The organism is Flavobacterium branchiicola (assembly GCF_018383905.1).
Lineage (GTDB): Bacteria > Bacteroidota > Bacteroidia > Flavobacteriales > Flavobacteriaceae > Flavobacterium > Flavobacterium branchiicola.
In genome coordinates this window covers 166,495-192,340 of record NZ_JAGYWA010000008.1, presented here as the reverse complement: position 1 = coordinate 192,340, position 25,846 = coordinate 166,495, and the positions used below count along the sequence as shown (strand labels likewise).

Genomic DNA, 25,846 nt, shown 5'->3' with positions numbered 1-25,846 from the left:
TTTTATCGAGATTTCTTTCTTTAAGAAAGCGCTTGTTCTAAATCGGCAATTAAGTCTTCTGCATCTTCAATACCAACACTTAAACGAACTAAATCATCAGTAATACCAACTTCTGCTCTTTTATCAGCAGGAATTGAAGCATGCGTCATTAAAGCCGGATGATTTGCTAAAGATTCAACTCCACCTAAAGATTCTGCCAAAGTAAATACTTTCAATTTCTCTAAAAACGCAATAGAATCTTCTTTTTTACCCGATTTAAATGTAAAAGAAACCATTCCTCCAAAAGCTTTCATTTGCTTTTTGGCAATTTCATGAAAAGGATGACTTTTTAATCCAGGATAATAAACGGTATTAATTTTTGGATGATTGCTTAAAAACTCTACTACTTTTTCTCCGTTTTCACAATGTCTCTGAACTCTTAAAGAAAGTGTTTTAATTCCTCTTAAAACCAAAAAACTATCCATTGGCCCCAATGTTGCTCCGGTAGCAAATTGCTGAAAATGCAATTGATCTCCTAAAGCTTCATCTTTTACAATTAAAGCACCCGCAATAACATCAGAATGTCCACCTAAATACTTTGTTGCAGAATGCATAACGATATCTGCCCCTAAATCTAGCGGTTTTTGCAAATATGGCGTCGCAAACGTATTGTCTACGGCAAACAAAATATTATTTGCTTTTGTAATTTTGGCAACTTCTTCAATATCTGCCAGTTTCATTAAAGGATTTGTTGGTGTTTCTACCCAAACCAATTTTGTATTTTCATTGATTAATGATTTCAATTTTGCAATATCAGTCATATCTACAAAATGAAATTTAATTCCTGAATCTTTGTAAATTCTGGAGAACATTCTATAAGTTCCTCCATATAAATCATCCATCGCAATAATTTCATCTCCGGCTTTAAACGATCTCAAGATACAATCTGTTGCCGCTAATCCAGATGAAAAAGCCAATCCGCGAGTACCATTTTCAATACTTGCCAAAGCGTTTTCTAAGGCTGTACGAGTTGGATTTGATGCTCTGCTATACTCATAATCAGCCAATGGTTTACCCGGACTTGTCTGAATAAAAGTTGAAGTTTGATACACCGGAGGCATAACAGCTCCTGTACTTGGATCATGATGCTGACCACCATGTATTACTTTTGTATTGAATTTCATATAGTTACAAATTTTAAATCTTTAATTCTTGTACAAATTTACCGTTTAATTTATTCTAATCCTGACACAACTTCTTACCTTTGTATTTAATTAACACTTTTTGATATGAAACATTATACTTTTTTAGTCTTTCTGTTTTTGATACTCACAAGTTGTAACAAAGAGCTTTCATTTGAAAATGAAACATTTGAAGAAAAATCTACCATTCCATGCAAGAGCGATTGTCCAAAAGTTACTATTGACATTCCGATTGCAAAAAATATTAAAATTACTGCTGACAGCATCAATAAAAAGGTTTTTTCTGTCGTGAAAGAAATTATCTATTTTGGGGAAGATCCAAAAACGGTACATGATTACCATTCTCTAGCCAAATCGTTTATTGATTCGTATGAAGAAATGCACAAAAAATTTCCAACCGAAACTTTTGGCTGGGAAGGAAAAATTAAAGGAAATATTGAATTTATATCCGATCAGATTTTAAACATCAAAATCGATCATTATACTTTTACGGGTGGCGCGCACGGCTATCAGGGTTTTAGATCTTTACTATTTAATCCGCAAACGGGAAAGACCCTATTTAATGACCAATTGTTTAAAAACCAAAATGAGTTTAAAGCTTTTGCTGAAAAAAGATTTCGTGAGAAATACAAAATTCCAACCAGTGCAAATATCAATGCAACCGGATTAATGTTTGAAAACGATAAATTTCAGTTACCGCAAAATATTTTTTATACCGAAGAAGGGCTTCTTCTTTACTACAACTCATACGAAGCAGGCTCCTACGCCGATGGTCCAAAAGAAATCTTGTTTCCTTATGAAGAAGTGCGTAAATATTTGAATTTTCAGTAATATTTAAATGTACACGATTAGATGCACTGCGGTGCGTCTCTACAGAAAAAACCTCAGAACCTTTTAAATATCATATTTCATTTTACGCAAAATACGAAGTGCTTCTTTAAAAGATAAATATACTTGAGGGAAAGGTTTCAGTAATAATTTTGAGTCGATTAATTTTTGTCTGGCTTCCTCAAATCCGTTTAAATAACAAATCATAAAAGTTGATGGAAGATTTTCAAGATCTATAAACTCTCTATCGGATAAAACAAAACCTTTTTGCAATTTTTGAAGTAGTGAAATATTCGAATTATAAATATGATATAACATTTTTCGATTAAATTCCGGTGGCTGAAAAAGCATTTGACGATCAATCTTGTAATAGCCATTATCAAAAAAATGAATCGTTTGTTCTTCTAACGGATAATAACTTGTTTTGTCATTTAATCCCAGCGGAACATATTCTGTAATGGTAAAACTATCTTCATTATAAACAATTGTAACAACATCCTGAGCCGAATAAAAAAGCTTGATTTGTTCGTTTATCAATTCGATATCAACCCTTGAAAGAAAAGTTTTTTCCCTCATTTTCTTTGGAACTCCAGCCCAGCAGATTACAAATAATTCTTTAAAAACACGATATTTAGGAGACATATCTTTGTGCCTGAAATTCATAAAATCTATAACTCCGTCCAAAGTATATTGAATACTATTTCTGGAACTATTTTCAATTCCGATTACCGTTTCTGTATTTTGATTGCTTTTTTCAATTTCCTCATGTTCTTCCAGAGGAATCGAATTGCTTCCACGTCTTATAAAAATACTGTTGGCCAGAATAGTATGGATTCCTTTTTTAAAGTAAGAGATTTTGCTTTTGGGTTTTATTGTAACCAGACCAATTACCTTGTCTTTTGGAAGATTCGGAAAAGGAACGTTTTCATATTGAATTTTTGGAGGATTTTCTAAAAAGGCATTTACCAGATTCTGAATTCGGCTGTCATCAAAAAAATCATCGCCCACAATTTCGTTATCCTGATCTTCTACTCCAACAACGATATACGAGTTATTGTTTGGATTGGAATTGGATAATGCACAAATGTGTTTCAGGAATTTTCCTTTTCCTTCTCGCGAGTGAAGATTCAATTGCCTTTTTTTATCATAAAAACTGCTCTCATCATTATGAGCGAGCAAGTTTTTGATTAAAAGGCGTTTATTGATCATTTAGCAGACTTCTTAGATTATTGGATTTTTAGACTTCTTAGATTGTGATTTTCAGATTTCTAAATTAATCTAAAGATCTAACTTTCTAAGAAGTCTAACCATCTAATTTTAAATATTCTTTTTTACGATCGTTGCCGATGCCTGCGCAGTCGGGTAAACGATTAGATCAGCAATATTAACATGATACTTTCTTGAAACTACAAAATGAATAATATCGGCAATATCTTCTGCTTGTAAAGCATCTAACCCTTTATAAACATTTGAAGCTCTATCGGCATCACCTTTAAAACGTACTTCGCTAAACTCGGTTTCAACCATTCCCGGATGTATTGCTCCTACTCTAATTCCGTACGGATTCAAATCCATTCGCATTCCGTTGTTAATAGCGTCAACAGCATGTTTCGATGCACAATACACATTTCCGTTCGGATACACTTCTTTTCCGGCTATAGAACCAATATTGATAATATGTCCTGCTTTACGGTCAATCATTTGCGGAATTATAGCTTTCGAAACATATAAAAGTCCTTTAACGTTAATATCGATCATGGCATCCCAATCTTCAATATCTCCATTTTGAATTGGATCTAAACCGTGTGCATTTCCTGCATTATTGATTAAAACATCAACAGTCGAAAAATCGGCTGGTAATGAATTTATACTTTCAAAAACCGCATCTTTATCGCGAACATCAAAGGATAAAGAATGTACTTCTGTAAAAGCAGAAAGTTCTTTTTCCAATTCTGTCAAACGATCTTTACGTCTCCCGCAAAGAATAACTTTGTAATTGTTTTTTGCCATTATCTGCGCAGTTGCTTTTCCAATTCCGCTTGTGGCTCCAGTAATTAAAACTGTTTTCTTCATTTCTAATCTTTATTTTTTGCCACAGATTAAAAAGTTTTCATTGATTCTAAACTGATCATTTTAATCTGTGACAAAATATTTTTAATTCTTATTTTGCCATTCCTCTAAATTCAACACCATATTAATTGCTGTCCAGGTTTCGTTATCTACTTCCCTAAGGAGTTTTTTACCCGGATTAACAGTGAATCCAACTTTTTCATAGCACTTTTGGGCACCAATATTAAAGTCGAAAACATTTAAATCAATGTTTCTTTCTTTCCTGTTTTCAAAAATAAAATTCAGCAATAAAATCACCATTTGCCCCCCAATTCCTTTTCCTCTCTGGTTTTCATCGATAATCAGAATTCGGCCTAATTTTGCAGAATCATCTTTAAAATAAATTTGGCAATGTCCTATAGTATTTCCATTAGAGGTATTTGCAACCCTAAAAGCAATTCTATTTTCATCAGAAAGTGTTTTATCTATTTGCTCTTCCGTTAATGGGAAAGTAAATTCCGGCCCGCCAAATTGCATTAAATCTTTTGCACTTTTGACAGAATTAATTAATTCAGAATAAAACTTTTTCTCAAATTTTTCCAGATGTATCATTTTTCAGAATACTTTATTTAAGGCACATCGTCGCCCATACTTTCTGTCCAGATGGCAAACCAGTCTTCTTTATCCATTTCCAGTTCAACCGCTTTCATTAAAGCCTGAATTCTTGCAATGTTAACCGTTCCTGCAATCGGGATTACACCTGCCGGATGTTTTAAAATCCAAGCTAACAAAAGAGTATCAGAACCGTATCCGTACTTATGCATTAACTCGGCAAGTAATTTTTTTAAACGACGTGTTTTTTTGGTATCTTCTCTAAAAACTGTTCCAAGCGGATTCCATGATAACGGACGAATTCCGTGTGTTTGCATATAATCTAAACTTCCATCAGTCATCGCTTCATAATGAGTTGCAGAAAACTGCACCTGGTTAAAACTTACTTCAGTTTTCTGACGAATTAGTTCCGTTTGAGAGCTGGTGAAATTTGAAAGTCCAAAATCAACAATTTTTCCTTCTGCTTTTAATTTCTCAACTGCTTCTGCAATTTCGTCAGCCTGCATTAATGGGCTTGGTCTATGTAATAAAAATACATCGACATAATCTGTTTTGAGTTTTTTTAATGATTCTTCAACAGACCAGATGATGTACTCTCTAGAATAATCGTAATGTTTAATCTTATTTTTGCGACCTTCAGCAATCATCTGAATTCCGCATTTTGTAATTAACTGTAATTTTTCTCTTGAAATTTTACTGGCTTTAAATGCCTTCCCAAAATCGGCTTCGGTAGTATAATCTCCGTAAATATCGGCGTGATCAAAAGTGGTGATTTTGTTTTCGATACAAACCTGTATCATACTTTCCATTTCTTTTGGCGTCAAATTTTTGTCCCAGACACCCCAATTCATAGTACCCGAAATAATAGGCGATAATGTTGTCTTGCTCATGGTTATATTGTGTTATTTAAGGTAATAAATATGCTTTTCTACAGCATAATCACCAAAGTTCTTAAAAATATAAAAATAGATTCACAATTCGTCCTTAAAATTAAGTCATTGGTCGAAGTTTTAACCATTCTTTAACATCTTACTTCTCAAAAAATATTGAATTTGCACTCTCAAAATTAAGACATAAAAATCAAGGTTCTAAAAATATTTATATGGAAGAAAATACAACGACTTTAGACATTAGAGCGATTAATGAAAAAATTGAAAGAGAAAGTGCTTTTATAGACCTTCTTACAATGGAAATGAACAAAGTCATTGTGGGCCAGAAACATATGGTCGAGCGTTTATTAATTGGACTTTTAGGACAAGGGCATATTTTACTTGAAGGTGTACCTGGTCTTGCCAAGACTTTAGCCATAAATACTTTGTCTCAGGCTGTGCAGGGTTCTTTCAGCCGTATTCAGTTTACACCCGATTTATTACCTGCCGATGTTGTGGGTACGATGATTTATAACATTAAGCAAAACGAGTTTTCTATAAAAAAAGGGCCTGTTTTTGCCAATTTCGTACTTGCTGATGAGATTAACCGTGCTCCGGCAAAGGTTCAATCTGCTTTATTAGAGGCGATGCAGGAAAAACAAGTTACTATTGGCGACACTACTTTCAAATTAGACCGTCCGTTTTTAGTTCTTGCAACTCAAAATCCTGTTGAACAAGAAGGAACCTACCAACTTCCTGAAGCTCAGGTTGACCGTTTTATGCTTAAAACTGTAATTGATTATCCAAAAATCGATGAAGAGCGTTTTGTAATTCGTCAAAACTTAAAAGGATCTTACGAAAAAGTAAATCCGGTAGTTTCAGTGGAGCAAATTTTACGTGCACAAGAAGCAGTTCGTGAAGTTTATATGGATGAAAAAATCGAAAAATATATTTTAGATATTATATTCGCAACTCGCTATCCGGAGAAATATAAATTAGCAGACTTAAAACCGCTTATTAGTTTTGGGGCTTCTCCTCGTGGAAGTATCAACTTAGCAAACGCTGCAAAATGTTATGCTTTCATCAAACGTCGTGGATATGTAATTCCGGAAGATGTTCGTGCAGTTGTACACGATGTGTTACGTCACAGAATCGGGATCACTTACGAAGCTGAAGCTGAAAACATTACTTCTGTAGACATTATCAACAAAATCGTAAACGAGATTGAAGTACCTTAAAAGCTTTAAGCAGTAAGCTTTAGGCAATAGGCACAAGCCTTAGTTATCGCCTAGAGCCTATAGCATAAAGCCTATAGCCTCAAAAAAAATGGATACAAAAGAGCTTTTAAAAAAAGTACGGAAAATAGAAATCAAAACCAAAAGACTGAGCAATCATATCTTTTCGGGAGAATACCACTCTTCATTTAAAGGACGAGGAATGACGTTTAGCGAGGTACGTCAATACCAATACGGAGATGATATTCGTAATATCGATTGGAATGTAACCGCACGCTACAACGAGGCTCACGTTAAAGTATTTGAAGAAGAACGAGAATTGACCATGGTTTTAATGGTTGATATTTCGGGTTCTGAAGGTTTTGGTTCAAAAACACAATTTAAAAAAGACATCGTAACGGAAATTGCCGCAACGATGGCTTTTTCGGCTACACAAAATAATGACAAGATTGGTTTGATATTATTCTCAGATAATGTAGAATTGTATATTCCGCCAAAAAAAGGTCGTTCCCACGTTTTAAGAATCATACGCGAATTAATAGAATTTGAACCAAAGAGCCACAAAACAGATGTTGCTCAGGCTTTGAAATTCTTGTCGGGAACTCAAAAAAAGAAAGCCATCGTTTTTATGATTTCAGATTTTATGTCTGATAATTATGAGCAAACTTTAAAAATTGCTTCAAAAAAACATGACCTTACCGGAGTTCGCGTTTATGATATTCGCGAAGAAAAAATTCCAAATTTAGGTATGGTAACCATGCTTGATGCCGAAACCGGAAAAACACAACTGGTAGATACCGGTTCAAAAACGGTTCGAATGAATTACGAAAAACATTATCAGGAAAGATTACATTATTTTCAGGATACATTTCGTAAATCTGGTGCTGGTGTCGTAAACACAAGGGTTGACGAAAATTACGTAACAAAATTATTGGGCTATTTCAAATCAAGATAATTTTAGATACTTTAGACTTCTTAGATTATTAGAAAATTAGCTTCTTAAATAAGATTGAAGAATAAAAGTATCATCAAAAAAATCCGTTTAAATCTGTGTCATCCGTGTTCCATTTTTAAGCATTCATTTTAGACCAACATCTGAAATTAAAAATCAAATGAAATTAAAATTTTACATATTTTTATTTTTACTTACTTCAACTGTTTTTGCTCAAAGCAAACAAGTTGAAACAAGCATTGATACTACAAAAAACAAAATCGGTGCTGAGTTTAAGCTCACGCTGAAAACGGTGGTGAGTTCAAAATCTAAAGTTGTTTTTCCTAAGCTAAAAACTATTGGTCCTTTAGAAGTAATTCAATCTTATCCAATTGATACTGTTAAGAAAAATGACACGTACGAACTAATCAAAAAATATGGTTTAACGCAATTTGATTCGGGAAAATATACTATTCCGGCTGTTCAGATTTTAATTGACAAAAAACCTTTTTTATCTGATTCTATTAAAGTTGAAGTTGCAAGCGTAAAAGTAGATACACTTCAGCAGAAAATGTACGATATCAAAGACATTTCTACAGTTGATGGTGGCATTGGTGACTGGTGGAAATACATTTTGGTTCTAGCTTTAATTATCGGAATTGGAGTTTTTGTTTATTGGTATGTTAAAAAACGTCAACTTAAAAAAATTGAGGAAGAAGTTTATAAAACCCCAATCGAAAAAGCTACTGGTTTATTGAACAATCTGGAACAAAAAGAGCTTGTTCAAAAAGGCGAAATCAAAGAATATTATAGTGAACTTACCGATATTGCAAGAAATTATATTGAAGAAGCGATTCACATTCCAGCTATGGAAAGTACGACTTCTGAATTAATTCAGGCCATCAGAACTGCGTCTACTAAAAAGAAAATGACGCTAACTCCGGAAACCGTTGAGAATCTGGAACGTGTTTTACGTCAGGCCGATTTAGTAAAATTTGCTAAATCAAAACCACTTGATTTTGAAATTACCGAAGACAGAAATAAAATTCAAAAAGTAATTTTAACGCTGGACAACGCAATTCCAACCGAAGTATCTGTTGAAGAAGAAGATCAGTTATTGAACGAAGCACAAAGACAAAAACAAATCAAACTACAATTGCTTAAAAAACGTAACAAGCGGATCGCAATTGCAGTAGGAACGGTTGTCTTTTTATTGTTTACAACTACAACATTTTTTATTGCCACAAAAGGTTTTACTTATGTAAAAGACAACATTATTGGTCATCCTTCTAAAGAATTACTGGAAGGCGAATGGGTGAAAAGTGAGTACGGAAATCCTGGTGTTTTAATCGAAACGCCAAAGGTTCTAAAACGCATGGATGCTCAAAAAACATTACCAAAAGAAACAATGGCATTGCTTAAAGAGATGCAGCTTTTTGCTTACGGAAGTATGATCGACAACTTTTTAGTAACGGTTTCTACCAGCACATTCAAAAATCCTGTTGAACTTGATTTAGCAAAAGCTTTAGAAGGATCTTTAAAAGTAATTGAAGCACAGGGAGGCCAGAATATCATCGTAAAACAAGAAGATTTTCAAACCAATCAGGGTGTTCAGGGATTAAAAGGTTATGGAACAATGACGGTATTAAATCCTGTAGACAAAACAAGTATAAAAGCATATTACGAAATTTTGCTTTTCAAACAAGATCAGGGGCTTCAGCAAATTACAATTATGCACGAAGAAGGCGATACGTATGCTAACGAAATCACAACCCGAATTTTAAATTCTGTTGAACTTAGAAAAGCAAGTAACTAATGAGTAAGATAACTTTTTTAAATCCGGAATTTTTTTGGTTGTTTTTATTAATTCCAATCGTAATTGGTTGGTTTTTCTGGAAACGCAACCAACAATCAGCAACTTTAAAAATGAGTTCTACCGCAGGTTTTAAAAATAGTGAATCACTATTAACAAAACTAAAACCTTGTCTGTACGTTTTTAGAGTGCTTGCATTATGTTCTTTAATTATTGCTTTAGCAAGACCAAGAACTGTAGACATTAGTAACCAGACTAAAACAACAAAAGGAATCGATATTGTAATGGCAATTGACGTTTCCGGAAGTATGCTGGCAAAAGATTTGAAACCAAACCGTATGGAGGCTTTAAAAAGAGTAGCTGGGGATTTCGTTACCGAAAGACCAAACGACAGAATTGGTTTAGTTTTATATGCCTCAGAAGCCTACACAAAAACACCGGTAACAAGCGATAAAGCCATTATTCTGGAAGCCATAAAAGAGATTAAATACGATACCGCTTTACAAGACGGAACCGGAATTGGTATGGGTTTGGCAACAGCGGTAAACAGACTTAAGGACAGTAAAGCAAAAAGCAGGGTTATTATTTTACTAACCGATGGTGTAAATAATGCCGGTTTTATTGAACCGGAAACAGCTGCAGACATCGCAAAACAATACGGAATCAAAGTTTATACAATTGGATTGGGAAGTAACGGAATGGCGGAATCACCATATGCATACGGACCAAACGGTGGCTTTTTGTTTAAAATGCAAAAAGTGGAGATCGACGAGCAATTAATGAAGAGTATTGCCCGTAAAACTGATGGGACATATTTTAGAGCAACAAGCAACGACAGGCTGGCTCAAATTTACAACTCGATCAATAAACTGGAAACAACAGAAATTCAGGAATTGAAATTCTATGATTATGATGAAAAATATAGAACTTTTGCATTAATTGCAGTCTTTTTAATATTATTGGAAGTAGGTTTAAGAAATACGGTTTACAGAAGCTTCATTTGATTTTGGAAAATCAAAAAATACCAAAAATAAAATACCAAATAACAAATTGGATTTTGGAATTTAAAACTGAACTTTTAGTAAACAACAAAATTTGGAATTTGGAATTTATCACCAAAATTAAGGGATTGGAATTTTAAAATATTTATGGAATTAGACGAAAAAAAATATTTATACCTTTTATTCTTACTGCCAATCATGGTATGTATTTTCCTTTTCAACATGTATTGGAAAAGAAAAAAACAACGTGAATTTGGGGATCTGGAAATGGTAAAAAAACTGAGTCCGGAACGTTCTGTTTTCAAACCGGTATTAAAATTAACCGTACTGCTTTTAGCTCTTTTGTGCTTAATTATCGGATTAGTAAATCCGAAGATTGGAACTAAAATGGAAACAGTAAAACGTGAAGGTATTGACATCGTTTTTGCTGTCGATGTTTCTAAAAGTATGCTGGCCGAAGATGTTGCACCAAGCCGTCTGGAAAAAAGTAAACAACTGGTTTCCCAAATTATTAATCAATTGGGAAGCGACAGAATAGGAATTGTAGCCTATGCCGGAAGTGCTTTCCCTGTATTGCCAATTACTACGGATTACAGCGTTGCAAAAATGTTTCTGCAAAGTATGAGTCCGGATATGGTTTCATCACAAGGAACTTCGCTTGATGAAGCTATTAGATTATCTTCGACTTATTTTGATGAAAAAAGTAAAACAAGTAAATTATTAATTCTGATTTCTGATGGAGAAGATCATTCAGAAGGCGCTTCAGTTGCTGCAGAAGAAGCCAATAAAATCGGAATGAAAATTATAACAATTGGTATTGGTACTGAAAAGGGAGGAACAATTCCGTTAAAAGAAAACGGCGTAGTAAAAAGCCACCAAAAAGATCAAAACGGAGCGATTGTTATTACAAAATTAAATCAGGAAGGATTAAAAGCTATTGCAAAAGCAACCAAAGGTGGTTATGTTTACGGCGGAAATACTAAAGAAGTTTTAGAATATGTAAAAAATGCCCTGAACAATATTCAGAAAACAGAGTTTGAAGCCACGCAAATGGCCGAGTTTCAATCGCAGTTTCAATGGTTCATTGGTTTTGCTTTTCTTTTATTGTTTTTAGATATTTTCCTTTTGGAAAGAAAAACAAACTGGATAAAAGAGTTGAATTTATTTAACGAAAAGAAATAAAAAAAGTTAGCCACTAATTGCTCGAATTTACACAAAAAAAATTGCCTCGTTTTGGACAATTCAGATAAAAGAAATAAACCTTATTCGTGTAAATTAGTGACATTCGTGGCAAACAAAAAAATAAAAATTAGAATGAAAAATTTACTTCTTTATATTTTACTAACGTTTTCTTTAGCAGTTTCTGCTCAGGAGAAAGACAAAACATTGCCTGACGCGAACGAAGAATATAAACAGAATAAATTTGTTGATGCCGAAGCCAATTATAGAATTTCGCAATCCAAATTCCCAAAAAAAACAACTGCTTCTTATAATTTAGGAAATAGTATCTACAAACAAAATCAGGTTTCTGAGGCTAAATTTGCTTACGCGAATGCTATAAAAAATGCCAAAACAAGACCTGAAAAACATAAAGCATTTCACAACTTAGGAAATGTTTTCATGAAAGAGAAAGATTATACGCAAGCCGTAAATGCTTACAAAGAAGCCTTAAGAAATGATCCTACTGATGACGAAACCCGTTATAATTATGCGTTGGCCAAACAAAAGCTAAAAGAGAATCCTCCTAAAAACGATAAAAAAGACAAGAACAAGGATAAAGACAAAGACAAGGATAAAAATAAAGATAAGGACAAAGACAAGGATAAAAACAAAGACAAGGATAAAGATAAAAAAGACGATAAAGGCGATAAAGACAAGGATAAAAAAGATGGTAAAAATGACCCTAAGAAAGACGATAAGTCTGACAATAAAGGAGAGCCAAAACCACAACCCGGAGGAATATCAAAAGATCGTGTTCAGAATTTACTAGATGCCGTTAATAATGAAGAGAAGAAAATTCAGGATAAAGTAAACGCGCAAAAAGTAAAAGGGAATCCTAAACCAACAGAAAAAGACTGGTAGGATTTGGGTTAATCATTTAATCGTTAATTTGTTTATTCGACTAGAAGAAAGCAGATTAACAATAAACAAACGATTAAACAGTTAAACTAAAAAACGATTAAACAATTTAATGAAAAGATATTTAATTTTATTACTATTCACTTTTCAAGGATTACTGGCTCAGGTTCAGTTTGAAGCCAGAGTCAGCAAAAATACACTTGGAATTAATGAAAGACTACGAATTGACTTCATCATGAATGTTGATGGAGACAACTTCGAACAGCCCTCTTTTGACGGGTTTAAAATTGTTGCCGGACCTAGCCAGCAAATTAGTCAGTCATGGGTAAATGGAAGAAGCTCTTTTCAGAAAATCTACTCTTATATTCTGCAACCCAACCAAAAAGGATCGGTTAATATTAAACAGGCAGCAATTGAATTTAACGGGCAGATTTACAAAACTGCACCCATAAAAATTGTTGTTACAAATGCTGTTGCACAAGAAAGAGATCCAGATGACAGACCGCAGGGCTCCGGAAGTGAAACACTCAACCTTGTAGCCGAAATTTCTAAAACAAATCCATATCTAAACGAACCTATTACGGTTGTTTATAAATTATATTTCAACAATATTGGTGTTAACGGTTTTAAAGAATTGGCGAAGCCAAAATACAATGATTTCTGGAATCAAAATATTGAAATCAAGCACTTAGCGATTGAAGAAGGAAGCTACCAAGGTCAAAGATGTTATTATGTGATCTTAAAAAAGACCATTTTATACCCACAAAAATCAGGAAGATTAACTATTGAACCTCTTTCCTTAGATATTAACGTTGAATTGCCTACAAACCGTCGTGATATGTTTGGCCAAATGATTACAATAGACGATAATAAAGTAGTTTCTGCCGGAGCTAAAACAATAAACGTAAAACCACTTCCTGAAAGTAGTAAACCAGACAGTTTCACTGGAGCTGTTGGTAAATTCAACTTTATTGTTACGCCATCTAAAACGAGCCTAAAAAGCGGTGAAAGCCTTGACCTCATTGTTAGCGCCAACGGAACCGGAAACATGAAATTGTTTACATTACCAAAACCAGTTGTACCAAATGCACTGGAAATGTATGATCCGGTACATGACGAAAAAGTGACGACTTCACTATCTGGAATGTCAGGAAGAGTATCAGACAAATACACGATTGTACCACAATACAAAGGAAAATATGTTATTAAGCCAATGCAGTTTTCATACTTTGATTTGAATTCAGGTTCATACAAAACAATGACTTCTCAGGAAATCACAATCGATGTTTTAGACGGACCAATGCAGGCTGAAGCCAACAATACTGCAAATGCGGCTAAAAATATGATTTCTAAAACGGACCAGTTTAAATACATTAAACCAAAAACTACTTTAGTTTCTATGGTTAAAAATGATTTTTATGGATCTGATTTGTATTTAGCTTTGTTGTTTGCTCCTTTTGTAATTTTACCACTTATCGTTTTGGTTAAGAAGAAAAAAGAAGCTATTGATAGCGATGTTACCGGAAACCGAATCAAGATGAATAATAAACTCGCGAAGAAATATTTATCTCAGGCTAAAAAACAACTTAACAATAAAGAAGCATTTTATATCGCTCTGGAAAAAGCAATGCACAACTTCCTGAAAGCAAAACTGCATATTGAAACCTCAGAAATGAGCAAAGACAATATTCAGGAATTGTTATTATCACGAAATGCAAAACCGGAATCGGTTAAGAGTTTTATCGATTTGACAGAAAACTGCGAATTTGCAAGATATGCTCCGGCATCTAGCGCTTCGATTCAGCAGGATTTTGATAAAGCTGTTTTAATTATTTCAGAACTAGAAAAACAGATCGTTTAAATTAATATCAAACCAGAAAGTCCCGATCCCGAGACTTCGGGACGGTATAAAATCTATCGGGTTTAAAGAAAAGAAAATGAAAAATATAGTATATCTCTTTTTATTAATTACACAGGTTTTCTTTGCACAGAGCGGCTTTGAAAAAGGAAATGCTTTGTATCAGAAGGAGCAATATCAGCAAGCGGCTCAGGAGTACGAAAATATTCTTACCGAAGACAAACAGCATTCCGCTGAATTGTATTTTAATCTTGCTAATTGTTATTACAAACTAAACAAAGTTGCACCTGCAATTTATAATTATGAAAAAGCTTTAGTTTTAAAACCTCACGATCCTGAGACTTTAAACAACTTAAAATTTGCCAAAAAGCTTACTATTGATGAAATTAAAGAAGTCCCTAAAGTAGGTTTCGCAAAACTGATTCAGAATTTTACGGGCATTTTTGATTATAATCAATGGGCTAAAATTTCTGTTGGAATTGCCTTTGCCTTTTTATTGAGCTTTATTGGGTACTACTTTTCACAACTTACACTTACCAAAAGAATTTATTTCATTGGAATGTTTATTCTTTTAGTCGCTTTAATTTTTAGTGTTTCAGCGGGAATGTCCGAAAAAAGTCATTTTGATAATGATCGCCCTGCAATTGTTTTTGCCGAATTAAGCGAAGTTCGCAGTGAACCTCAAAAAGCCGGTGCGGCAATTTTCTTATTACACGAAGGTGCAAAAGTGTATGTAACCGAGACTTTAGGAAAATGGAAAAAAGTAGAATTAACCGATGGCACGGAAGGCTGGCTTGATGGCTCTACAATTAAGGAAGTGAAATAGTTTTCACTGAATTTAATTTTATGATAAGTTCTTTTAATATTAATTCTAATGATCAAAAAACTTATTTTATTACTATTACTAAGTTTTTCCTGCGCTCTTGTAGCCCAAGAAAAAGGGTTAAATATTGAAAATCATCCAAAAACACTTTTTGACGAAGGTAAAATAGCCTTAAAAAATAATGATTTAGATCATGCCTTTGTACTTTTTTCTTTAGCACAAGATTCTAATTATGATGATGAAATAAATGATAAATCTTTAAAAAAAACAGATTCATTAAAAATCCTTTTGCGTACAAAATTAACCAATCAAATTATCGGTAATTGGAAAATGCTACATAATGAATCATGGGCAATGAGAGAGCCATCAGATAGTGTCGTTGGAAAAATGATTACTATAGAATCCAATCAGATATTGTTTTATGAACTTTATCCTAAAGCAAAAAAATGGAATTTAATCAAAACGGAAAATCTGCTTTTTAGCGAAAAACCAAATATGTCTTTTGATCCAATCTTAATTGTTTTTTCAAATAAAGATGTTTGGAAATATTATATTGATGAAATTTCAGGAAATTTGATTGCTTATTACATTGGACAAGAATATGAAACCGGAATATCTGAAATGGTATGTGGCAATCAAAAATTACAATATTTTAAATTACAATAAAAAAATCCCAAATTCCAATTTATAAACTGGAGTTTGGGATTTTTTTATTTTGGAATTTAAATATTAATTAACCGCATCAACTAATCTTAAAAATTCAGATCTATAACCCTCTTCATCATTTGACAAACCTGATTTTGCCAATCGTTTAATATCAGAACTTGAACTGTTTGCAATATATTTTGATTCGCGCAATTTCAATCCGAACCAGGAAACGGCAGTTGTAAATTTGAAATCAGGAGAACTATTTTCTATACTAGTTTTCTTATCTGCGATAACATTTACTATTTCAAGGCTTTTGTTGTCATCAGGTTTTTTATACCTAAATTTCACTGTTGCCAATTCATCACTATGGTTTTCATCGTTTTTTTGTGTTTTAGTGTATTTTAAATCAGACGGAACATAATCACTTTCAACTCCAGTTGGAATAACTTCATATAAAGCTGTAACTGAATGCCCACTGCCTAATTCGCCAGCATCAATTTTATCGTTTTTAAAATCTTCAGCATTTAATTTTCGGTTTTCATAACCAATCAATCGATATGCCTGAACATGCTTTGGATTAAATTCGATTTGGATCTTTACATCTTTCGCGATAGCAAACATTGATCCTTTAAATTCTTGTCCAAGAAAACGATTCGCCTCCTGAATATTATCGATGTAAGCATAATTTCCATTTCCTTTATCGGCTAAAATTTCCATTTTACTGTCTTTGTAATTCCCCATTCCAAAACCTAAAACTGTTAAGAAAACCCCTGATTCTCTTTTTTGCTCAATCAATTTCAGCATATCATCATCCGTCGAAGCACCAACATTAAAATCACCATCGGTAGCTATCACCACTCTATTATTTCCTTCTTTAATAAAATTCTGTTGTGCTAATTTGTAGGCCAGTTCAATTCCTTCTCCTCCAGCTGTGCTTCCGTCTGCGTGCAATTCATCAAATGCATCTATAATTTCATCTTTATTATCTCCGGAAGTTGGCTCTAAAACTATTCCGGCAGATCCTGCATACACTACAATTGAAACTTTATCAATACTTCGAAGTTCTTTCACCATAATCTTCATTGATTCTTTCAATAATGGTAATTTGTTTTGCTCGTCCATTGAACCAGAAACATCAACGAGGAATACCAGATTCGAAGCTGGTAAATTTGTCATCGGAATGTTCTTTCCCTGTAAACCAATCTTTAGAAGTCGGCTATTTTTATTCCAAGGACAATCACTGTATTCTGTATTTATAGAAAACGGATGCTCACCATCAGGTTGTGGGTATTTGTATTTGAAAAAATTGATCATTTCCTCAACACGAACAGCATCTTTTGGAACTTTTTGTCCTTCATTTATAAATCGGCGAATATTAGTATATGATGCATTATCAACATCAATAGAAAAAGTAGAAAGTGGCGTTTTAAGCGGAGATTCAAACGGATTTTCTTCTAAACCTGCATAGCTTTCTGTGTTTGGTTCAATATAGATTTCCTCTGCTACTGCATCTGTAACAGCTGCCGCAGAATCAACTGTTTCGTAGCTTTGGTCTGGTGCATACGCTTTCTTACAGCTGTAAATAGTAAGTACAAGGAATGCCATCATAAAGAAATTAAGATTTCTCATAAAGTAAGTTTTTAAAAATTAATAGATAGGTTATTGACTTTCAAATAAGGACTAGCATTCCGGATGTACTAGAGACGATTATTTGCATTTTTCGAGTAAGCAAAATCGTGCCAAAAAATTTGTAACTATTTTTCTTTTCGGAAAATAAAATTGAAATCCTTTATTTTTAAGGGTATTTGGTGTAGAAATATTTTTTTATTTGTGAAAAGTTAAAGGAAAAAAGAAAAGTTTTTTGCCACAGATTAAAGGATTAAAATGATTAATCCATTTTAAATATAATTCGCAACATTGATTGACATGCAAAATTGTAGAGACGCACTGCAGTACGTCTACGTCCAGCATATCGACAAAGATTGTTTCAGAGGCACTGCAAAGCGTCTCTGTACTATTTATCTATTAAGTAAATTGATAAATTTTATCAGGTGTAATACAATAATCTAATTTAACATCCGATTCAAATACGTCATCGATTTGATTTACTGATTCAAAAAAAGAAAGACCAATTTTTATGGTCTCAGGTTTACAATCGGCAAGAAACTTATCGTAAAAACCTTTACCATAACCAATGCGATTTCCATAAATATCAAATGCTAAAAGCGGAACAAAAACTACATCAATATTTTCAGTCGGAACCTGAAGTCCATTAACCGGTTCGGGAATATTATATTCGTTTTTTTTGATTTTTGTATTATCAGTCAATAAAAAATGAGTCATTTCGCGTGTTTCAAAATCACTTTTAGAAATCACAATTTCTTTATCTTTTCCGGAAAGCAAATGCAAAATAAATTCTGTATCAACTTCTTTATGCTCTACTATTGGCAAAAAAACATGATAATAATTTTTATCCCAAATAGATAATTGAATTAAATTATTCGCTATTGCCAGACTCTTTTCTTCAATTTGCTGTTCAGAAAGCTCTTTTCGCAGGTTTTTGTACTCAAGTCTTAATTCTTTTTTACTCGTCGGCATTTTCGGGGCTTTTAGATATATGATAAATTGCATCGCCTTCGTATACAATTGGCGAATGGTTGGCGTTGATTATAAATCCGTCATGCGGTGCTTTTACTTTTTGTTCAAACTTTCCAAAGGGATCTGTAATAATGGCTAAAATAGTTCCTTTGGTCACAAACCTTCCGATTAAATTAAAATCGTGCAGTAAGCCGGAACATTTTGCCCGAAGCCAAACAGAATTTTTTATATAAATAGACGGAACCGGTGCTGCCTCTACAAGTTGTTTAGGATCCAGCATGTTTAGATAATGTAATAATCGTTTTACACCCAGAACGCCTTCATTGGCAATATCATTATTAATATCCAAAGATTTTCCGCCTTCAAAAAGAAGCATTTTTACATTGGCTTTCTCAGAAGTGTTTCTAAAAGAACCTCCAATATTTTTCGAGTATAAAGTAAACGGGGCATTAAACACATCTGCCAATGCCTTTAATTCCGGATTATTCTCAGTAATTCTAATTTGCGGAGCATTAAATCGACTTGCACCTCCGGCATGAAAATCTACCGCGTAATCTAAAATCGGCAAAATTTCTTCTACAATATGAAATGCGAACCTACTAGCCAGAGAACCTTTTTTGCTTCCGGGAAAAACACGGTTTAAATCACGTCCGTCGGGAAACTCACGAGATTTATTGACAAACCCATACATATTGATAATCGGAATACAAATGATAGTTCCACGCGCTGGTTTATTGATTTTTTTACTGATAATTTGCCTCACAATTTCAACTCCGTTTATTTCGTCACCGTGAATCCCCGCAGAGAATAAAACAACAGGACCTTCAATTTTGGAACGACGTACAATTACCGGAATATTTAATTTTGTAGTGGTATGCAATCTTGCGATTTCAACATTGATTGTTCGGCTTTCACCAGGCAAAATTGCCTCATCAAAAATAACCAGGGGCTTACTATTTTTCATCTCTAATAAAAAGCTAAATATAGAAATTATATTTTAAATGTATATCTTTGAGTTTAATACTCAAATTCCTAATAAACATCAATAATAACCAATTTTAAAAAGATGAAAAAAACTCTAATTCTACTCAGTGCAATGACTCTTATGGTTTCGTGCATGAGCAAGGAAGAAAAAATGAAAGAAGCAGAAGAAGATGGAAACGAAGTGGTTGCCGTAAAATCTAAATTGATTGAAGGCGCCGGAAAAGCACTTCAGGAAGAAGGAAAAGCAGCCGCAAAAAGTGCATCTAAAGGTGTTGGAGACGTAATAAAAGGAATAAATTCCGGAATGAGCGAAAGCATAAACCAATCTGACGTAATTCCTGAAGCTTCCTTTAAAGTTAATTTTGAGGAATGTAAAGCCGAAAAAATTTACGCTTCAAACGAGGATAAAGTAAAAAAAGTAACTATTTACTTAATTGCCAAAAAAGATTTTAAAGGTGATTTAATTTTAAAAGCTTTCGATGCTGATAAAAAAGAAATAGGAAGAAGCCGACTAAAAGTTGACATCAAAAAAGACGATGCTAAATATGTAGATTTTGCTTTTGACGAAAGAACGCACTTACTGCAAACAGAATATTTTTCGATCAAATAATCCATACTTTTACAAAAGAGTCCTTTACAAAATAATGGGCTCTTTTTTTTTGCAAGAAACCCAAAAGAATTTTAAAGTTTAAACGCAATAGTTTAAATTTGTAGTATGCAGACTCCTCTTGATCTCCAAATTCTCACTTTACCAGATAATCCTGGTGTATATCAATATTACGATAAAGACGGAAAGATTTTATATGTTGGAAAAGCCAAAAATTTAAAAAAAAGGGTTTCCTCCTACTTCAATAAAATTCACGATACGGCCAAAACTAATGTTCTGGTAAAAAAAATCGTGACGATAAAACATATCGTAGTTCCAACGGAAACCGATGCGCTTTTATTAGAAAACAATTTAATCAAAACTTTACAGCCACGTTATAATGTATTATTGCGTGATGATAAAAGTTATCCGTGGATTTGTATAAAAAAAGAACCTTTTTCGAGAATTTTTTCGACCCGAAGAATGGTTAAAGACGGCTCTGAATATTTTGGCCCTTATACCAGTTTCAAAACGGTTCATACGATTTTGGAATTAATCAAAGAATTGTATCCTTTAAGAACCTGTAATTACGATTTAAGCAAATCAAATATTGATTCGGGCAAATTTAAAGTTTGTTTAGAATATCATATCGGTAATTGCAAAGGTCCTTGTGAAGGTCTGGAATCTTTAGAAGAATATCAAAGACAAGTTGATGCAATTCGTGAAATTCTGAAAGGAAATTTCAAAGAAAGCATGAGAGACTTTAAGCGTTTAATGAATAAATACGCCGAAGAATTACGTTTTGAAGAGGCTCAGAAAATAAAAGAAAAAATAGAAGTTCTTGAAAATTATCAATCGCGATCTACTATTGTAAATCCGAAAATTACTAACATCGATGTATTTTCAATCGTTTCTGATGAGACTGCCGCTTATGTAAACTTTTTGCAAATTTCTCATGGTTCGATTATTCGTTCACACACTTTAGAAATGAAGAAAAAACTGGACGAAACCGATGAAGAATTATTAGAACTTGCTATTATTGAACTTCGTGAACGTTTTCAATTATTATCGAAAGAAATTATTGTTCCTTTTGAAATAGATTTGGGCGAAAACATCAAAACAACGGTTCCTCAACTTGGTGATAAAAAACAGATCTTAGATTTATCGATTCGAAATGCAAAATTCTACAGAATCGAACAATTAAAACAATTGCAAATTGTAGATCCGGACAGACATACCAACCGAATTATGGCACAAATGCAAAAAGATTTGCGTTTGCCGGTTGAGCCTCGACATATAGAATGTTTCGATAACTCGAATATTCAGGGAACAAATCCGGTTGCTGCCTGTGTTGTTTTTAAAGATGGAAAAGCAAGCAAAAGAGATTATCGCCACTTTAATGTAAAAACTGTTGAAGGTCCTGATGACTTTGCTTCGATGACAGAAATTGTGTATCGTCGTTACAAAAGATTATTGGACGAAAATCAACCTCTTCCGCAATTAATTATTATTGATGGTGGAAAAGGACAATTATCTGCAGCCTTAAAAAGTATTGATGAATTGGGCTTACGCGGAAAAATTGCCATAATTGGTATTGCAAAACGTCTGGAAGAACTTTTCTATCCCGGCGATTCGATTCCGTTATATCTGGATAAAAAATCGGAAACCTTAAAAGTTATTCAGCAATTAAGAAACGAAGCACACCGATTTGGAATCACTTTTCATCGTGACAAACGTAGTAAAGCTGCTCTGAATTCATCAGTAGAAAGTATTCCGGGAATTGGCGAAAAAACGATGCTGACATTAATACAACATTTCAAAAGTGTTAAAAGATTAAAATTAGCAACAGAAAAAGAAATTTCAGAGGTCATAGGTATATCAAAAGCCAAAAAAATTGTCGACTTTTACAAAACCAATTAGTTGTTTTATGTGCTTAAACCAGCTTTCCAATTCAAATATCCGCCCAAAAGAACTTTCTTTGTTCTCAAAAATTTCGACATCAGTAAAAATTAAAACTGTATGGTACTTTGTACCCCTACTTTTTCTATTCATTTTACTTTTGCCAGAAAGAGCTTTGGCACAAGATATCAAACAAGATAGCGTTAAAAGACCAAAAATTGGTTTGGTTTTAAGCGGTGGCGGTGCAAAAGGTTTTGCTCATATTGGTGTACTAAAAGTACTTGAAGAAGCAGGAATCAAAATCGATTATATTGGCGGAACAAGCATGGGATCTGTAATTGGCGGACTTTATGCTTCTGGCTATAATGCTTCGCAAATTGACTCTATTTTTAAAAGAACCAATTTTGACGAATTGATCAACGACTATATTCCGCGTTCATCTAAAAATTTTTACGGCAAAAAAAATGACGAATTGTATGCCATTACTTTGCCTTTCAGTAATTTTAAAATTGGAATTCCGGAAGCACTTTCAAAAGGAATGTACAATTACAATTTATTGAGCAGTCTGACAAGAAATGTGCGTCATGTTCGAGATTTCAATAAACTTCCTACTCCTTTCTTATGTATAGCGACCAATATAGAAACTGGCGAAGAGGTTTTACTCAATAAAGGAAATCTGGTTCAGGCAATGATGGCAAGTGCGGCTTTTCCGTCGTTATTTACTCCGGTTGAAATAGATGGTAATCTATTGGTTGATGGTGGAGTTGTCAATAATTACCCAATAAAAGAAGTTCGAAATCTGGGCGCCGATATTATTATTGGGGTTGATGTTCAGGATGATTTGCTGAAACGTAAAAACCTCAAAAACGCTACAAGAATTCTTGTTCAGATTACCAATCTGCAGTCGATCGAAAAAATGAAAAGCAAAGTAAAAGATACTGATATCTACATTAAACCAGATATTCGGGATTTTGGCGTAATCTCATTTGACAGAGGCGAAGAAATAATCAGAAAAGGAGAAGAAGCTACTTTTGCTGTTTATGAAAAGATAAAATCATTGGTTAATGAAGACAACTTCTACAAAAAACCAAAACTAAAAATTAGCAGTGATACACTAGAAATCAATAAAATAAATAGCGACAAATTAGACAATTACACTAAAGAATACATAAACGGTAAACTTCGATTTAAACCAGGAAGCACCATAACTTACGCCGACTTAAAAACCGGAATTAATAATCTTGATGCAACTCAAAACTTTAGCACAATATCGTATTGTTTAGAGCCAGATGGAGACAAAGACAATCTGGATCTTGTATTAAAAGAAAACCCAACACAAACCTATTTAAAACTTGGACTGCATTACGACGGATTATACAAAAGTGCCATTCTGTTAAATCTTACTCACAAAAAAACATTTCTAAAAAATGATGTTACCTCATTGGACATTATTTTGGGCGATAATTTCAGATATGATTTTAATTATTACATCGAAAACGGATTTAATATTAGTTTTGGCTTTCGCTCGAGATTAAACCAGTTCAATAGAAATGTCACCACTAGTTTCAGTAGTCTTTTGGAAGGGAATCCAAGTGTAAATCTTATCAATGTTGATTTTTTTGACATTACAAATCAGGCCTATTTTCAAACCATTTTTGTACAGAAGTTTTTAATGGGCGGAGGATTAGAATATAAATACTTAAAAATAGATTCACCAACACTTTCAAATGAAGTAAACACCATAGAAAAGAGCAACTATTTTAGTGTTTTTGGTTACTTAAAATACGACTCATTCGATAATAAAAGCTTTCCGCATTCCGGATTATACTTTTCTTCTGATGTTCAGACGTATTTAGCTTCTTCGGATTTTACTCATAATTTTAAACCGTTCTCGACCGCAAAAGTAGAAGTTGGTTTTGCAAAAACTTTGTTCAGACGTGCAACTGTAAAAATTGGTGCTGATGCTGGTTTTAACATTGGTAGCGACAGTGTTCCGTTTTTCGATTATATTTTTGGAGGTTATGGTTACAACAAAATCAACAACTTCAATTATTTCTATGGATATGACTTTTTAAGCATTGCCGGAAACAGTTATATAAAAACCGATATCACACTTGATTATGAAATATTCAAAAAAAATCACGTGAACTTTTCTGCAAATTTTGCTAATCTTGGTGATGATATTTTTAGTACCGTAGATTGGATTTCAATGCCAAGCTATACAGGTTATGCATTAGGTTATGGACTTGAAACTATTATTGGACCAATTGAGATTAAGCAATCATGGTCTCCGGAAATGTCAAAAAGCTATACCTGGTTCAGTATCGGATTCTTATTTTAATATTCGATTCAGGAATACTTAATAAAAACAGGCTTTTTTTTCCTGATGTAAAATTTAAATCAAAAAAAATTAGTTTTATCTAGGTGTTTAAATGATATAATTTATAATTTTACTCGGAAAAAATTACGACATTTGTTATAATGAAAACAAATTGGACAGGTTTATTAGAGTATCTTCAATTCCTTATCAAGAGAAATCCTGAATAGTGCTGCTATCGAATTGAGATGATCAGTCAATTGAAAAATTGAACGGATCGTTTACTTTGCAATTCACATTTTCGAATTATCTAATTTACAAATTATCTAATTGAAAAAGCCATGCCACTATATCATAAACTTGGGGATTTCCCTCAAAAAAGACACACCCAGTTCGAAAAACCTAACGGCGGATTTTACTATGAACAATTGTTTGGAACCGAAGGTTTTCACGGACATTCATCATTATCCTACCATGTTCACAGACCAACACAGGTAAAAGAAATCTTAAACTCCTATTCGGTTGAACCAAAAATTGCAATCGGAAAAAACATAAAATCATTACTTTTTAAAGGTTTTGAATTAAAACCTGAAAATGATTTTCTGGACAGTCGAAAAGCAATGATGGTCAACAAAGACTGTATTATAGGTCTTGCCGCACCAAAAGAATCGCTTCGAAAGTATTTCTACAAAAATGCAGATGCAGATGAAATGCTTTTCATCCATAAAGGAAAAGGAAAATTAAGAACCATGTTAGGAAATATACCGTTTGAATATGGTGATTACCTAATTATTCCTCGCGGCATTATTTACCAAATCGAATTTGAAACAGAAGAAAACAGACTATTTTACGTAGAATCTTATTCTCCATTTTATACTCCAAAACGATACAAAAACCAATCAGGTCAGCATTTAGAACATTCTCCGTTTTGTGAGCGTGATTTTATTTTGCCAAGCGAATTGGAAACACATGACGAGAAAGGTGATTTTTTAATTAAAATCAAAAAAGAAGGCATGATTCACGAAGTGGTTTATGCAACACATCCTTTTGACGTTGTGGGTTGGGATGGATATAATTTCCCTTACGGATTTTCAATTCACAATTTTGAACCTATAACGGGACGCGTTCACCAACCGCCACCAGTTCATCAAACTTTTGAAACAGCAACATTTGTTGTTTGTTCCTTCTGCCCTAGACTTTACGATTATCATCCAAAAGCAATTCCGGCACCATACAACCACAGCAATATAGATTCAGACGAAGTTTTGTATTATGTAGATGGTGATTTTATGAGCCGTAATAATATTGAGCAAGGTCATATCACTTTACACCCAAAAGGAATTCCGCATGGCCCAGCGCCCGGAGCAATGGAACGTAGTATTGGCCACAAAGAAACTCAGGAATTAGCTGTAATGGTGGATACTTTCAGACCATTAATGGTTACAGAAGAAGCGATGGGATTGGATGACGGTCAGTACTACAAGTCTTGGACTGAATAGTTAATCGATGTAACACAAAGTGCGCAGAGAATTTTC

Annotated in this window: 22 protein-coding genes; 14 read left to right on the top strand and 8 right to left on the bottom strand. The window is 33.5% G+C overall.

Features of this window, described 5'->3' with window-relative positions:
• Positions 1–20: 20 nt before the first annotated feature.
• Complete coding sequence (locus tag KHA98_RS19990) at positions 21–1,163, bottom strand: cystathionine gamma-synthase (RefSeq protein ID WP_213259691.1); 1,143 nt, start codon at positions 1,161–1,163, stop codon at positions 21–23.
• A gap of 105 nt (positions 1,164–1,268) precedes the next feature.
• On the opposite strand from KHA98_RS19990, the gene KHA98_RS19985 reads away from it, so the two are divergent.
• On the top strand, positions 1,269–2,012 hold the full coding sequence (locus KHA98_RS19985; RefSeq protein ID WP_213259690.1) for a DUF3298 and DUF4163 domain-containing protein: 744 nt from the start codon (positions 1,269–1,271) through the stop codon (positions 2,010–2,012).
• 63 nt (positions 2,013–2,075) lie between these two features.
• Here KHA98_RS19985 and KHA98_RS19980 read toward each other — a convergent pair whose 3' ends face one another.
• From KHA98_RS19980 to KHA98_RS19965, 4 genes are all read right to left on the bottom strand, one after another.
• Positions 2,076–3,218: an ATP-binding protein gene (locus tag KHA98_RS19980; RefSeq protein ID WP_213259689.1), complete on the bottom strand. Its 1,143-nt coding sequence runs from the start codon at positions 3,216–3,218 to the stop codon at positions 2,076–2,078.
• Positions 3,219–3,326: 108 nt separating this feature from the next.
• A complete protein-coding gene (locus KHA98_RS19975) occupies positions 3,327–4,082 on the bottom strand; it encodes an SDR family NAD(P)-dependent oxidoreductase (protein ID WP_213259687.1) in 756 nt (251 codons plus the stop codon).
• 81 nt (positions 4,083–4,163) lie between these two features.
• Positions 4,164–4,670 carry a GNAT family N-acetyltransferase gene (locus KHA98_RS19970; protein WP_213259685.1) on the bottom strand — a complete coding sequence of 169 codons (507 nt, stop codon included), beginning with the start codon at positions 4,668–4,670 and terminating at the stop codon, positions 4,164–4,166.
• A gap of 17 nt (positions 4,671–4,687) precedes the next feature.
• Complete coding sequence (locus KHA98_RS19965; RefSeq protein ID WP_213259684.1) at positions 4,688–5,560, bottom strand: aldo/keto reductase; 873 nt, start codon at positions 5,558–5,560, stop codon at positions 4,688–4,690.
• Positions 5,561–5,772: 212 nt separating this feature from the next.
• Here KHA98_RS19965 and KHA98_RS19960 point away from each other — a divergent pair, with 212 nt between their 5' ends.
• The 9 genes from KHA98_RS19960 (at position 5,773) to KHA98_RS19920 (ending at position 15,945) form a co-directional block, all read left to right on the top strand.
• Positions 5,773–6,777 carry an AAA family ATPase gene (locus KHA98_RS19960; RefSeq protein ID WP_213259682.1) on the top strand — a complete coding sequence of 335 codons (1,005 nt, stop codon included), beginning with the start codon at positions 5,773–5,775 and terminating at the stop codon, positions 6,775–6,777.
• A gap of 88 nt (positions 6,778–6,865) precedes the next feature.
• Positions 6,866–7,729, top strand: a complete 864-nt coding sequence (locus KHA98_RS19955; RefSeq protein WP_213259681.1) for a DUF58 domain-containing protein — start codon at positions 6,866–6,868, stop codon at positions 7,727–7,729.
• A 157-nt stretch (positions 7,730–7,886) separates the two neighbouring features.
• The gene (locus KHA98_RS19950; protein ID WP_213259679.1) at positions 7,887–9,521 is read left to right on the top strand and encodes a hypothetical protein; all 1,635 of its coding nucleotides are present in this window, start codon (positions 7,887–7,889) and stop codon (positions 9,519–9,521) included.
• Positions 9,521–10,522: a vWA domain-containing protein gene (locus tag KHA98_RS19945; protein ID WP_213259678.1), complete on the top strand. Its 1,002-nt coding sequence runs from the start codon at positions 9,521–9,523 to the stop codon at positions 10,520–10,522. Before KHA98_RS19950 ends, KHA98_RS19945 begins: the two co-directional genes overlap by 1 nt.
• Positions 10,523–10,666: 144 nt before the next feature.
• Entirely contained in the window at positions 10,667–11,701 is a 1,035-nt protein-coding gene (locus KHA98_RS19940) for a VWA domain-containing protein (RefSeq protein WP_213259677.1), read from the top strand.
• A gap of 132 nt (positions 11,702–11,833) precedes the next feature.
• Entirely contained in the window at positions 11,834–12,601 is a 768-nt protein-coding gene (locus tag KHA98_RS19935; RefSeq protein WP_213259675.1) for a tetratricopeptide repeat protein, read from the top strand.
• Positions 12,602–12,710: 109 nt separating this feature from the next.
• On the top strand, positions 12,711–14,459 hold the full coding sequence (locus KHA98_RS19930) for a BatD family protein (RefSeq protein WP_213259674.1): 1,749 nt from the start codon (positions 12,711–12,713) through the stop codon (positions 14,457–14,459).
• A gap of 76 nt (positions 14,460–14,535) precedes the next feature.
• Positions 14,536–15,282 carry a tetratricopeptide repeat protein gene (locus tag KHA98_RS19925; RefSeq protein ID WP_213259673.1) on the top strand — a complete coding sequence of 249 codons (747 nt, stop codon included), beginning with the start codon at positions 14,536–14,538 and terminating at the stop codon, positions 15,280–15,282.
• Between the two features lie 48 nt (positions 15,283–15,330).
• Positions 15,331–15,945, top strand: a complete 615-nt coding sequence (locus KHA98_RS19920; protein WP_213259672.1) for a hypothetical protein — start codon at positions 15,331–15,333, stop codon at positions 15,943–15,945.
• Positions 15,946–16,008: 63 nt separating this feature from the next.
• Here KHA98_RS19920 and KHA98_RS19915 read toward each other — a convergent pair whose 3' ends face one another.
• The 3 genes from KHA98_RS19915 to KHA98_RS19905 all read right to left on the bottom strand — a co-directional run bounded on the left by KHA98_RS19915 (position 16,009) and on the right by KHA98_RS19905 (position 19,489).
• Complete coding sequence (locus KHA98_RS19915) at positions 16,009–17,556, bottom strand: vWA domain-containing protein (RefSeq protein ID WP_213259671.1); 1,548 nt, start codon at positions 17,554–17,556, stop codon at positions 16,009–16,011.
• A 396-nt stretch (positions 17,557–17,952) separates the two neighbouring features.
• Positions 17,953–18,525: a 5-formyltetrahydrofolate cyclo-ligase gene (locus tag KHA98_RS19910; protein WP_213259670.1), complete on the bottom strand. Its 573-nt coding sequence runs from the start codon at positions 18,523–18,525 to the stop codon at positions 17,953–17,955.
• Entirely contained in the window at positions 18,512–19,489 is a 978-nt protein-coding gene (locus tag KHA98_RS19905; protein WP_213259668.1) for a succinylglutamate desuccinylase/aspartoacylase family protein, read from the bottom strand. The genes KHA98_RS19910 and KHA98_RS19905 overlap by 14 nt, the downstream gene beginning before the upstream one ends.
• A gap of 102 nt (positions 19,490–19,591) precedes the next feature.
• On the opposite strand from KHA98_RS19905, the gene KHA98_RS19900 reads away from it, so the two are divergent.
• The 4 genes from KHA98_RS19900 to KHA98_RS19885 all read left to right on the top strand — a co-directional run bounded on the left by KHA98_RS19900 (position 19,592) and on the right by KHA98_RS19885 (position 25,810).
• Positions 19,592–20,119: a hypothetical protein gene (locus KHA98_RS19900; RefSeq protein ID WP_213259667.1), complete on the top strand. Its 528-nt coding sequence runs from the start codon at positions 19,592–19,594 to the stop codon at positions 20,117–20,119.
• Positions 20,120–20,224: 105 nt separating this feature from the next.
• Complete coding sequence (uvrC, locus tag KHA98_RS19895; RefSeq protein ID WP_213259666.1) at positions 20,225–22,015, top strand: excinuclease ABC subunit UvrC; 1,791 nt, start codon at positions 20,225–20,227, stop codon at positions 22,013–22,015.
• Positions 22,016–22,073: 58 nt separating this feature from the next.
• Positions 22,074–24,335 (top strand): patatin-like phospholipase family protein, encoded by a 2,262-nt coding sequence (locus tag KHA98_RS19890; RefSeq protein ID WP_246522451.1) that lies wholly within the window; start codon positions 22,074–22,076, stop codon positions 24,333–24,335.
• A 317-nt stretch (positions 24,336–24,652) separates the two neighbouring features.
• On the top strand, positions 24,653–25,810 hold the full coding sequence (locus tag KHA98_RS19885; RefSeq protein WP_213259664.1) for a homogentisate 1,2-dioxygenase: 1,158 nt from the start codon (positions 24,653–24,655) through the stop codon (positions 25,808–25,810).
• Positions 25,811–25,846 lie beyond the last annotated feature (36 nt).

Excerpts from the sequence above, each read along its gene's own strand:
- KHA98_RS19980 (WP_213259689.1), bottom strand. The coding sequence starts at position 3,218 with ATGATCAATAAACGCCTTTTAATCAAAAACTTGCTCGCTCATAATGAT.
- KHA98_RS19925 (WP_213259673.1), top strand. The coding sequence starts at position 14,536 with ATGAAAAATATAGTATATCTCTTTTTATTAATTACACAGGTTTTCTTT.
- KHA98_RS19970 (WP_213259685.1), bottom strand. The coding sequence starts at position 4,670 with ATGATACATCTGGAAAAATTTGAGAAAAAGTTTTATTCTGAATTAATT.
- KHA98_RS19910 (WP_213259670.1), bottom strand. The coding sequence starts at position 18,525 with ATGCCGACGAGTAAAAAAGAATTAAGACTTGAGTACAAAAACCTGCGA.
- KHA98_RS19965 (WP_213259684.1), bottom strand. The coding sequence starts at position 5,560 with ATGAGCAAGACAACATTATCGCCTATTATTTCGGGTACTATGAATTGG.
- KHA98_RS19920 (WP_213259672.1), top strand. The coding sequence starts at position 15,331 with ATGATCAAAAAACTTATTTTATTACTATTACTAAGTTTTTCCTGCGCT.
- KHA98_RS19915 (WP_213259671.1), bottom strand. The coding sequence starts at position 17,556 with ATGAGAAATCTTAATTTCTTTATGATGGCATTCCTTGTACTTACTATT.
- KHA98_RS19985 (WP_213259690.1), top strand. The coding sequence starts at position 1,269 with ATGAAACATTATACTTTTTTAGTCTTTCTGTTTTTGATACTCACAAGT.
- KHA98_RS19930 (WP_213259674.1), top strand. The coding sequence starts at position 12,711 with ATGAAAAGATATTTAATTTTATTACTATTCACTTTTCAAGGATTACTG.
- KHA98_RS19975 (WP_213259687.1), bottom strand. The coding sequence starts at position 4,082 with ATGAAGAAAACAGTTTTAATTACTGGAGCCACAAGCGGAATTGGAAAA.
- KHA98_RS19945 (WP_213259678.1), top strand. The coding sequence starts at position 9,521 with ATGAGTAAGATAACTTTTTTAAATCCGGAATTTTTTTGGTTGTTTTTA.
- KHA98_RS19960 (WP_213259682.1), top strand. The coding sequence starts at position 5,773 with ATGGAAGAAAATACAACGACTTTAGACATTAGAGCGATTAATGAAAAA.
- KHA98_RS19935 (WP_213259675.1), top strand. The coding sequence starts at position 11,834 with ATGAAAAATTTACTTCTTTATATTTTACTAACGTTTTCTTTAGCAGTT.
- KHA98_RS19900 (WP_213259667.1), top strand. The coding sequence starts at position 19,592 with ATGAAAAAAACTCTAATTCTACTCAGTGCAATGACTCTTATGGTTTCG.
- KHA98_RS19885 (WP_213259664.1), top strand. The coding sequence starts at position 24,653 with ATGCCACTATATCATAAACTTGGGGATTTCCCTCAAAAAAGACACACC.
- KHA98_RS19955 (WP_213259681.1), top strand. The coding sequence starts at position 6,866 with ATGGATACAAAAGAGCTTTTAAAAAAAGTACGGAAAATAGAAATCAAA.
- KHA98_RS19990 (WP_213259691.1), bottom strand. The coding sequence starts at position 1,163 with ATGAAATTCAATACAAAAGTAATACATGGTGGTCAGCATCATGATCCA.
- KHA98_RS19950 (WP_213259679.1), top strand. The coding sequence starts at position 7,887 with ATGAAATTAAAATTTTACATATTTTTATTTTTACTTACTTCAACTGTT.
- uvrC (WP_213259666.1), top strand. The coding sequence starts at position 20,225 with ATGCAGACTCCTCTTGATCTCCAAATTCTCACTTTACCAGATAATCCT.
- KHA98_RS19940 (WP_213259677.1), top strand. The coding sequence starts at position 10,667 with ATGGAATTAGACGAAAAAAAATATTTATACCTTTTATTCTTACTGCCA.
- KHA98_RS19905 (WP_213259668.1), bottom strand. The coding sequence starts at position 19,489 with ATGAAAAATAGTAAGCCCCTGGTTATTTTTGATGAGGCAATTTTGCCT.